Origin of the sequence: Pseudomonas sp. Irchel s3a12 (assembly GCF_900187485.1) — a bacterium.
GTDB lineage: Bacteria > Pseudomonadota > Gammaproteobacteria > Pseudomonadales > Pseudomonadaceae > Aquipseudomonas > Aquipseudomonas neuropathica.
This window is the reverse complement of sequence record NZ_FYDN01000002.1, coordinates 589794-598157: the sequence shown is the minus strand read 5'-3', so window position 1 is coordinate 598157 and position 8364 is coordinate 589794. Positions and strand designations below refer to the sequence as shown.

Annotated in this window: 7 protein-coding genes; 5 read left to right on the top strand and 2 right to left on the bottom strand. The window is 57.4% G+C overall.

Annotation, left to right across the window (positions count from 1 at the left end):
* Positions 1-117 (bottom strand): transposase (locus tag CKW14_RS30375; RefSeq protein WP_371857732.1); only part of this gene is annotated, 117 nt, incomplete at its 3' end.
* Between the two features lie 249 nt (positions 118-366).
* Positions 367-1656 (bottom strand): citrate synthase, encoded by a 1290-nt coding sequence (gene gltA, locus CKW14_RS06170; protein WP_003222994.1) that lies wholly within the window; start codon positions 1654-1656, stop codon positions 367-369.
* A 363-nt stretch (positions 1657-2019) separates the two neighbouring features.
* Between gltA and sdhC the strand changes: the two genes are divergently transcribed.
* The 5 genes from sdhC (at position 2020) to CKW14_RS06145 (ending at position 8331) form a co-directional block, all read left to right on the top strand.
* A complete protein-coding gene (gene sdhC / locus CKW14_RS06165) occupies positions 2020-2394 on the top strand; it encodes a succinate dehydrogenase, cytochrome b556 subunit (RefSeq protein WP_016773673.1) in 375 nt (124 codons plus the stop codon).
* Complete coding sequence (gene sdhD / locus CKW14_RS06160; RefSeq protein WP_003222999.1) at positions 2388-2756, top strand: succinate dehydrogenase, hydrophobic membrane anchor protein; 369 nt, start codon at positions 2388-2390, stop codon at positions 2754-2756. The genes sdhC and sdhD overlap by 7 nt, the downstream gene beginning before the upstream one ends.
* Before the next feature lie 3 nt (positions 2757-2759).
* Positions 2760-4532 carry a succinate dehydrogenase flavoprotein subunit gene (gene sdhA, locus CKW14_RS06155; protein ID WP_093439913.1) on the top strand — a complete coding sequence of 591 codons (1773 nt, stop codon included), beginning with the start codon at positions 2760-2762 and terminating at the stop codon, positions 4530-4532.
* Between the two features lie 11 nt (positions 4533-4543).
* On the top strand, positions 4544-5248 hold the full coding sequence (locus tag CKW14_RS06150; protein WP_095050238.1) for a succinate dehydrogenase iron-sulfur subunit: 705 nt from the start codon (positions 4544-4546) through the stop codon (positions 5246-5248).
* Between the two features lie 251 nt (positions 5249-5499).
* Positions 5500-8331: a 2-oxoglutarate dehydrogenase E1 component gene (locus tag CKW14_RS06145; protein WP_093439917.1), complete on the top strand. Its 2832-nt coding sequence runs from the start codon at positions 5500-5502 to the stop codon at positions 8329-8331.
* The last annotated feature ends 33 nt before the right edge of the window (positions 8332-8364 follow it).

Sequence of the window (8364 nt, the reverse complement as noted above, 5' to 3'; positions counted from 1 at the left end):
CAGAGCTGTAGGGCCCACGCCCATTGCTTCGCAGGCTTCACTCACCGAATAGTCTTTATCCAAAACCAGGCAAGCCGCATCCCGTTTGAAATCTGTCGAAAAATATCGTCTGGTCAAATCACACCTCGTCGTTGGGCGTAGATTAACGCCCTTTAGGGGTGTCCAGAATCATTAAGCCAGATCAGGTTACCTTTTCGGCGTTTGGAAAAGGTGACTCGCTGTAAGAGCGAAACCGCCAGCGGCACCACCCGCAGCAACGGATATGCCCCCAATCCCAAAACCCCAAATCCCAGACAAACAAAAACGGCCCCTATATAAATAGAGGCCGTTCCAGGTACAACTTAAGACTTCATCGCAAGACAAATCTTATTTGCGGTCTTCCAGCTTGGTAATGTCACGCGACTCGTAGCCGGTGTACAACTGGCGCGGACGGCCAATCTTGTACGGGCTGGAGAGCATCTCTTTCCAGTGCGAAATCCAGCCAACAGTACGTGCCAGCGCGAAAATCACGGTGAACATGCTGGTTGGAATGCCGATCGCCTTGAGGATAATCCCCGAGTAGAAGTCGACGTTCGGGTACAGCGAGCGTTCGATGAAGTACGGGTCGGTCAGCGCGATCTCTTCCAGGCGCATGGCCAGTTCGAGTTGCGGATCGTTGTTGATGCCCAGTTCCTTCAGTACTTCGTCGCAGGTCTGCTTCATCACAGTCGCGCGAGGGTCGCGGTTCTTGTAAACGCGGTGACCGAAGCCCATCAGTTTGAACGGATCGTTCTTGTCCTTGGCCTTGGCGATGAACTTGTCGATGTTCGAAACATCGCCAATCTCGTCAAGCATGGTCAATACGGCTTCGTTCGCACCGCCGTGGGCAGGGCCCCACAGTGCGGCGATACCGGCGGCGATACAGGCGAACGGGTTGGCACCCGAGGAGCCGGCCAGGCGCACGGTGGAAGTCGAGGCGTTCTGCTCGTGGTCGGCGTGGAGGATGAAGATCCGGTCCATGGCCTTGGCGAGCACCGGGCTGATCGGTTTGATCTCGCACGGGGTGTTGAACATCATGTGCAGGAAGTTTTCCGCGTACGTCAGGTCGTTGCGCGGGTACATCATGGGTTGGCCCATGGAGTACTTGTAAACCATCGCTGCCAGGGTCGGCATCTTGGCAACCAGACGGATCGCGGAGATTTCGCGATGCTGCGGGTTATTGATGTCCAGGGAGTCGTGGTAGAAGGCCGAGAGGGCGCCGACTACACCGCACATGACGGCCATCGGGTGGGCGTCGCGACGGAAACCGTTGAAGAAGGTTTTCAACTGCTCGTGAACCATCGTGTGGTTTTTCACGGTGCTGACGAACTGGGCCTTCTGTTCTGCAGTCGGCAGTTCGCCGTTGAGCAGCAGGTAGCAGGTTTCCAGGTAGTCCGACTTTTCAGCCAGTTGTTCGATCGGGTAGCCGCGGTGCAACAGAATGCCGTTGTCGCCGTCGATATAGGTGATCTTCGACTCGCACGAGGCGGTCGACATGAAGCCTGGGTCGAAAGTGAAGCGGCCCGTGGCCGTCAGGCCCCGAACATCGATTACATCGGGACCAACGGTGCCGGTTAAAATGGGCAGCTCGACGGGGGCTGCGCCCTCGATGATCAACTGCGCTTTTTTGTCAGCCATGTGGCCTCCTATTTATGCTTGAACCATCAGACAGACCCCCCACGCAGGGCCCGCACCACTATAGTGAGATAAATTCGAATGTCAATTTGCCTAAAGTCTTGCTCCAGAAGGCTTTAAGCGCACTTTTTCCTCGAAATTGACTGCCATTTACGCCTTTTATACGACTTGTGCAATCAGCTATTTGGGGTAGGTGATTGCGTTGTCATTAGTAGCCTAACTGTCTATACTCGGCCACCGACCGCCAAGGGCTTTTGGGCTTGCTTTCATTGGGGGTCGCATCCCTGGGTGGTGGTTACCTGACCAGTGCACTCCCCAACAACTTTGCCCTGATTGTTAGGGGCTCTTCAGTGTGAAAAAAAAGCCGTGAAAAGCCAACGACCTGTAAACCTAGACCTAAGGACCATCAAACTCCCAGTCACTGCTTACACGTCCATTCTTCACCGTATCTCCGGTGTCATCCTCTTCGTGTGCCTTGCCATCATGCTTTATGCATTGGACAAGTCGCTCAGCTCCGAGGAAGGCTTCGGTCAGGTGAAAGCGTGTCTGACCAGTCCGCTAGCCAAGCTAGTGATTTGGGGCATCCTGTCCGCTCTGCTGTATCACCTGGTAGCCGGTGTGCGCCATTTGATCATGGACATGGGCATCGGTGAGACGCTGGAAGGCGGCAAACTGGGCTCGAAAATCGTTATCGCCGTTTCCGTGGTGGTAATCGTTCTGGCAGGAGTTTGGATATGGTAACTAACGTCACGAACCTGTCGCGTTCGGGCCTCTATGACTGGATGGCGCAACGTGTGTCTGCGGTCGTTCTCGCGGCTTACTTCATCTTTCTGATCGGATACGTCGTGGCCCACCCTGGCCTCGAGTATGCCCAGTGGCATGAACTGTTCGCCCACAACGGGATGCGTATTTTCAGCCTCCTGGCCCTTGTTGCTCTGGGCGCTCACGCCTGGGTCGGCATGTGGACCATCGCGACTGACTACCTGACGCCGATGGCGTTCGGCAAGTCCGCAACGGCGATACGTTTCCTTTTCCAGGCAGTATGCGGCGTTGCGATGTTCGCTTACTTCGTCTGGGGTGTGCAGATTCTCTGGGGTATCTGAGTCATGGCTAACATTCCAACGATTTCTTTCGACGCCATCATTATTGGTGGTGGCGGTGCCGGCATGCGCGCTGCGCTGCAACTGGCGCAGGGTGGTCACAAGACTGCCGTGATCACCAAGGTTTTCCCGACCCGTTCGCACACTGTATCCGCTCAAGGCGGCATCACGTGCGCGATCGCGTCTGCTGACCCGAACGATGACTGGCGCTGGCACATGTACGATACCGTCAAGGGCTCCGACTACATCGGTGACCAGGACGCTATCGAATACATGTGTCAGGAAGGCCCGGCCGCGGTTTTCGAGCTGGACCACATGGGTCTGCCGTTCTCGCGTACCGAACAAGGCCGTATCTACCAGCGTCCGTTCGGTGGTCAGTCCAAGGACTACGGTAAAGGCGGCCAGGCTGCGCGTACTTGCGCGGCTTCCGACCGTACCGGTCACGCCCTGCTGCACACCCTTTATCAGGGCAACCTGAAAGCCGGTACCACGTTCCTGAACGAGTACTACGCTGTCGACCTGGTGAAGAACCAGGAAGGCGATTTCGTCGGTGTGATCGCGATCTGCATCGAAACTGGCGAAACTTCCTACATCCGCGCCAAAGCCACCGTATTGGCTACCGGCGGTGCAGGTCGTATCTACGCTTCCACCACCAACGCCCTGATCAACACCGGTGACGGCGTCGGCATGGCTCTGCGTGCTGGCGTACCGGTACAAGACATCGAAATGTGGCAGTTCCACCCGACCGGCATCGCCGGTGCCGGTGTACTGGTTACAGAAGGTTGCCGTGGTGAAGGTGGTTACCTGATCAACAAGCACGGCGAGCGTTTCATGGAGCGTTATGCTCCGAACGCCAAAGACCTTGCCGGTCGTGACGTGGTTGCTCGCTCGATGGTTAAAGAAATCATCGCCGGCAACGGTTGCGGTCCGAATGGCGACCACGTGATGCTCAAACTCGACCACCTGGGCGAGGAAGTGCTGCACAGCCGTCTGCCAGGCATCTGCGAACTGTCGAAGACTTTCGCCCACGTTGACCCGGTTGTTGCGCCGGTTCCGGTTGTTCCGACTTGCCACTATATGATGGGCGGCGTTGCCACCAACATCCATGGCCAGGCGATCACCCAGAACGCCGATGGCGTGGATCAGATCATTCCTGGTCTGTTCGCGGTAGGTGAAGTGGCTTGCGTATCGGTTCACGGTGCCAACCGTCTGGGCGGCAACTCGCTGCTCGACCTGGTGGTATTCGGCCGCGCTGCCGGCCTGCACCTGGAAAAAGCCCTGACCGACGGCATCGAATACGACGACGCTACCGAAGCCGACATCGAAGCTGCCCTGTCGCGCCTGAACGCACTGAACAACCGTACTGACGGCGAAGACGTCGCTACCCTGCGTCGCGAGCTGCAGAGCTGCATGCAGAACTACTTCGGTGTATTCCGTACTGGCGAATACATGCAGAAGGGTATCGCTCAGCTGGCCGATCTGCGCAAGCGTATCGCCAACGTGAAGATCAACGATAAGTCGCAGGCGTTCAACACTGCACGTATCGAAGCGCTGGAACTGCAAAACCTGCTGGAAGTGGCTGAAGCTACCGCCATCGCGGCCGAAGTACGTAAAGAGTCCCGCGGTGCTCACGCCCGTGAAGACTTTGAAGATCGTGATGACGAAAACTGGCTGTGCCACACCCTGTACTTCCCGGGTGACAAGCGCGTCACCAAGCGTGCCGTGAACTTCTCGCCGAAGACTGTTCCGACTTTCGAACCTAAAGTCCGGACTTATTAAGGGTGACCGCCATGTTGAATGTCAGTGTTTATCGCTACAACCCTGATCAGGACGCTGCGCCGTTCATGCAGGAATTCCAGGTCGATACCGGTGGTAAAGACCTGATGGTGCTGGACGTGCTGGCCCTGATCAAAGAGCAGGACGAGGGTTTCTCCTATCGTCGCTCTTGCCGTGAAGGCGTCTGCGGCTCCGACGGCATGAACATCAACGGTAAAAACGGTCTGGCGTGCATCACGCCGCTGTCCGCCGTTGTAAAAGGTAACAAGCTGATCGTTCGTCCGCTGCCAGGTTTGCCGGTTATCCGTGACCTGGTCGTCGATATGAGCATCTTCTACAAGCAATACGAGAAGGTGAAGCCTTACCTGCAGAACGACACGCCGGCTCCGGCCATCGAGCGTCTGCAGTCGCCAGAAGAGCGTGAAAAACTCGACGGTCTGTACGAGTGCATCCTGTGCGCTTGCTGCTCGACCTCTTGCCCGTCCTTCTGGTGGAACCCGGACAAGTTCCTGGGTCCAGCTGCACTGCTGCAAGCGTACCGCTTCCTGGCAGACAGCCGTGACACCAAGACCAACGAGCGTCTGGCTTCGCTCGATGACCCGTTCAGCGTTTTCCGCTGCCGGGGCATCATGAACTGCGTCAACGTATGTCCGAAAGGCCTGAACCCGACTAAGGCCATCGGTCACATCCGTAACATGCTGCTTTCGAGCGGCGTGTGATTCAGCTGCTGTAACCGCTGTACCGTAGAGGCTGTGGCGCGGGCTTCAACCCGCGTCATGGCTATAACCAGAGCAGTAGCCACAAGCTGCCGCTCTTATTTTGAAGAAATGAGACAAGCAGGGGCATCCGGGCTGGTACCCGGACTATCAGTGTGATCCTAAGTGGCTTGTTTTAGTCGCTGCATTCGGACTTCTGCAAGTTTGCTCGGTGTCGACATCGATGGTGTTCCCCTAACCGAGGGTGACCAAGCATGCAAGAAAGCGTGATGCAGCGCATGTGGAACAGCGCCTACCTTTCAGGTGGAAACGCTGCCTATGTGGAAGAGCTTTATGAGCTCTACCTGCACGACCCTAACGCTGTGCCAGAAGAGTGGCGCACCTACTTTCAGAAGTTGCCTGCCGACGGCAACTCTGCCACTGATGTTTCGCACTCCACGATTCGCGATCATTTCGTGCTGCTGGCAAAGAACCAGCGCCGCGCCCAACCGGTTTCCGCCGGCAGCGTGAGCAGTGAGCACGAGAAGAAGCAAGTTGAAGTGTTGCGATTGATCCAGGCCTACCGTATGCGTGGCCACCAGGCAGCCCAGCTTGACCCGCTGGGGCTGTGGCAGCGTCCTGCACCTGCAGACCTGTCGATCAATCATTACGGCTTGACCAATGCCGATCTTGATACGACCTTCCGTGCCGGCGACCTGTTCATCGGCAAAGAGGAAGCGAGCCTACGCGAAATTCACGAAGCGTTGCAGCAGACATATTGCCGCACCATCGGCGCTGAATTTACGCACATCACCGATTCCGAGCAGCGCCAGTGGTTCCAGCAGCGTCTGGAAAGCGTGCGTGGTCGTCCGACGTACTCCGCCGACATCAAGAGCCACCTGCTTGAGCGCGTAACCGCCGGTGAAGGCCTGGAAAAATACCTGGGCACCAAATACCCGGGCACCAAGCGTTTCGGTCTGGAAGGCGGCGAAAGCCTGATTCCGATGCTCGACGAACTGATCCAGCGTTCCGGTTCCTACGGCACCAAGGAAGTCGTCATCGGCATGGCCCACCGTGGCCGTCTGAACGTGCTGGTCAACACCTTCGGCAAGAACCCGCGCGAGCTGTTCGACGAGTTCGAAGGCAAGAAGAAGGTCGAGCTGGGTTCCGGTGACGTTAAGTATCACCAGGGCTTCTCGTCCAACGTGATGACCGCCGGCGGTGAAGTTCACCTGGCCATGGCGTTCAACCCGTCCCACCTGGAAATCGTTTCCCCGGTGGTCGAAGGTTCGGTGCGCGCCCGTCAGGATCGTCGTAATGACGCCACTGGCGAGAAGGTTCTGCCGATCTCCATCCACGGTGACGCTGCATTCGCAGGTCAGGGCGTGGTCATGGAAACCTTCCAGATGTCGCAGACCCGCGGTTTCAAGACCGGCGGTACCGTGCACATCGTGATCAACAACCAGGTCGGTTTCACCATCAGCAACCCGCTGGACTCGCGTTCCACCGAGTACGCCACCGACGTTGCGAAGATGATCCAGGCGCCGATCCTCCATGTGAATGGGGATGATCCGGAAGCCGTGCTGTTCGTGACCCAGTTGGCCATCGACTACCGCATGCAGTTCAAGCGTGACGTGGTGATCGACCTGGTCTGCTACCGTCGTCGCGGCCACAACGAGGCCGACGAGCCAAGCGGTACCCAGCCTCTGATGTATCAGCAGATCACCAAACAGCGCACCACCCGTGAGCTGTACGCTGATCGTCTGACCCAGGGCGGTGTGCTGGACGCAGAGCGTGTTCAGGCGAAAGTCGATGAATACCGCAACGCGCTGGACAACGGTCTGCACGTAGTGAAATCGCTGGTCAAAGAGCCGAACAAAGAGCTGTTCGTGGACTGGCGTCCGTATCTGGGCCATGCCTGGACTGCGCGTCACGACACTCGCTTTGATCTGAAGACCCTGCAAGAACTGTCCGCCAAGCTGCTGGAAATTCCGGAAGGCTTCGTGGTTCAGCGTCAGGTCTCGAAGATCTACGAAGACCGTCAGAAGATGCAAGCCGGCGGCCTGCCGATCAACTGGGGTTACGCCGAAACCATGGCGTACGCGACCCTGGCGTTCGAAGGTCACCCGATCCGCATGACCGGTCAGGACATCGGCCGCGGTACGTTCTCGCACCGTCACGCTGTGCTGCACAACCAGAAAGACGCGGGCACCTACATTCCGCTGCAGCACCTGTACGACGGTCAGCCACGCTTTGACCTGTACGACTCGTTCCTGTCGGAAGAAGCGGTACTGGCGTTCGAATACGGTTACTCGACCACCACGCCGGATGCGCTGGTGATCTGGGAAGCCCAGTTCGGCGACTTCGCCAACGGTGCACAGGTTGTAATCGACCAGTTCATCACCAGCGGCGAGCACAAGTGGGGCCGTCTCTGCGGTCTGACCATGTTGCTGCCACACGGTTACGAAGGTCAGGGCCCTGAGCACAGCTCGGCACGTCTTGAGCGTTACCTGCAATTGTGCGCCGAGCACAACATTCAGGTTGCCGTACCGACTACGCCAGCACAGATCTACCACTTGCTGCGTCGTCAGGTGATTCGTCCGCTGCGCAAGCCGTTGATCGTGCTGACGCCGAAGTCGCTGCTGCGCCACAAGCTGGCCATCTCGACCCTGGAAGATCTGGCCGAAGGTTCGTTCCAGACCGTGATCCCGGAAATCGATGCTCTGGACCCGAAAAAGGTCGAGCGCGTTGTTCTGTGTAGCGGCAAGGTCTACTACGACCTGCTGGAAAAACGCCGTGCCGAAGGCCGTGAAGATATCGCCATCGTGCGTATCGAGCAGCTGTATCCATTCCCTGAGGACGACTTGAAAGAAGTCCTGGCTCCATACACCAACGTCAAAAATGCCGTTTGGTGTCAGGAAGAGCCGATGAACCAGGGCGCCTGGTACTGCAGCCAGCACCACTTGCGTCGCAGCATCGGTAACCTCGACAAGTCTCTCGTACTTGAGTACGCGGGCCGTGAGGCTTCTGCTGCCCCAGCTTGTGGTTACGCATCGATGCACGCCGAGCAGCAGGAAAAACTCCTGCAAGACGCGTTTACCATTTAACGCCTTCGCGCACCTGAAACCGAATTTAAGGAA

Excerpts from the sequence above, each read along its gene's own strand:
- gltA (WP_003222994.1), bottom strand. The coding sequence starts at position 1,656 with ATGGCTGACAAAAAAGCGCAGTTGATCATCGAGGGCGCAGCCCCCGTC.
- sdhD (WP_003222999.1), top strand. The coding sequence starts at position 2,388 with ATGGTAACTAACGTCACGAACCTGTCGCGTTCGGGCCTCTATGACTGG.
- sdhA (WP_093439913.1), top strand. The coding sequence starts at position 2,760 with ATGGCTAACATTCCAACGATTTCTTTCGACGCCATCATTATTGGTGGT.
- CKW14_RS06150 (WP_095050238.1), top strand. The coding sequence starts at position 4,544 with ATGTTGAATGTCAGTGTTTATCGCTACAACCCTGATCAGGACGCTGCG.
- CKW14_RS06145 (WP_093439917.1), top strand. The coding sequence starts at position 5,500 with ATGCAAGAAAGCGTGATGCAGCGCATGTGGAACAGCGCCTACCTTTCA.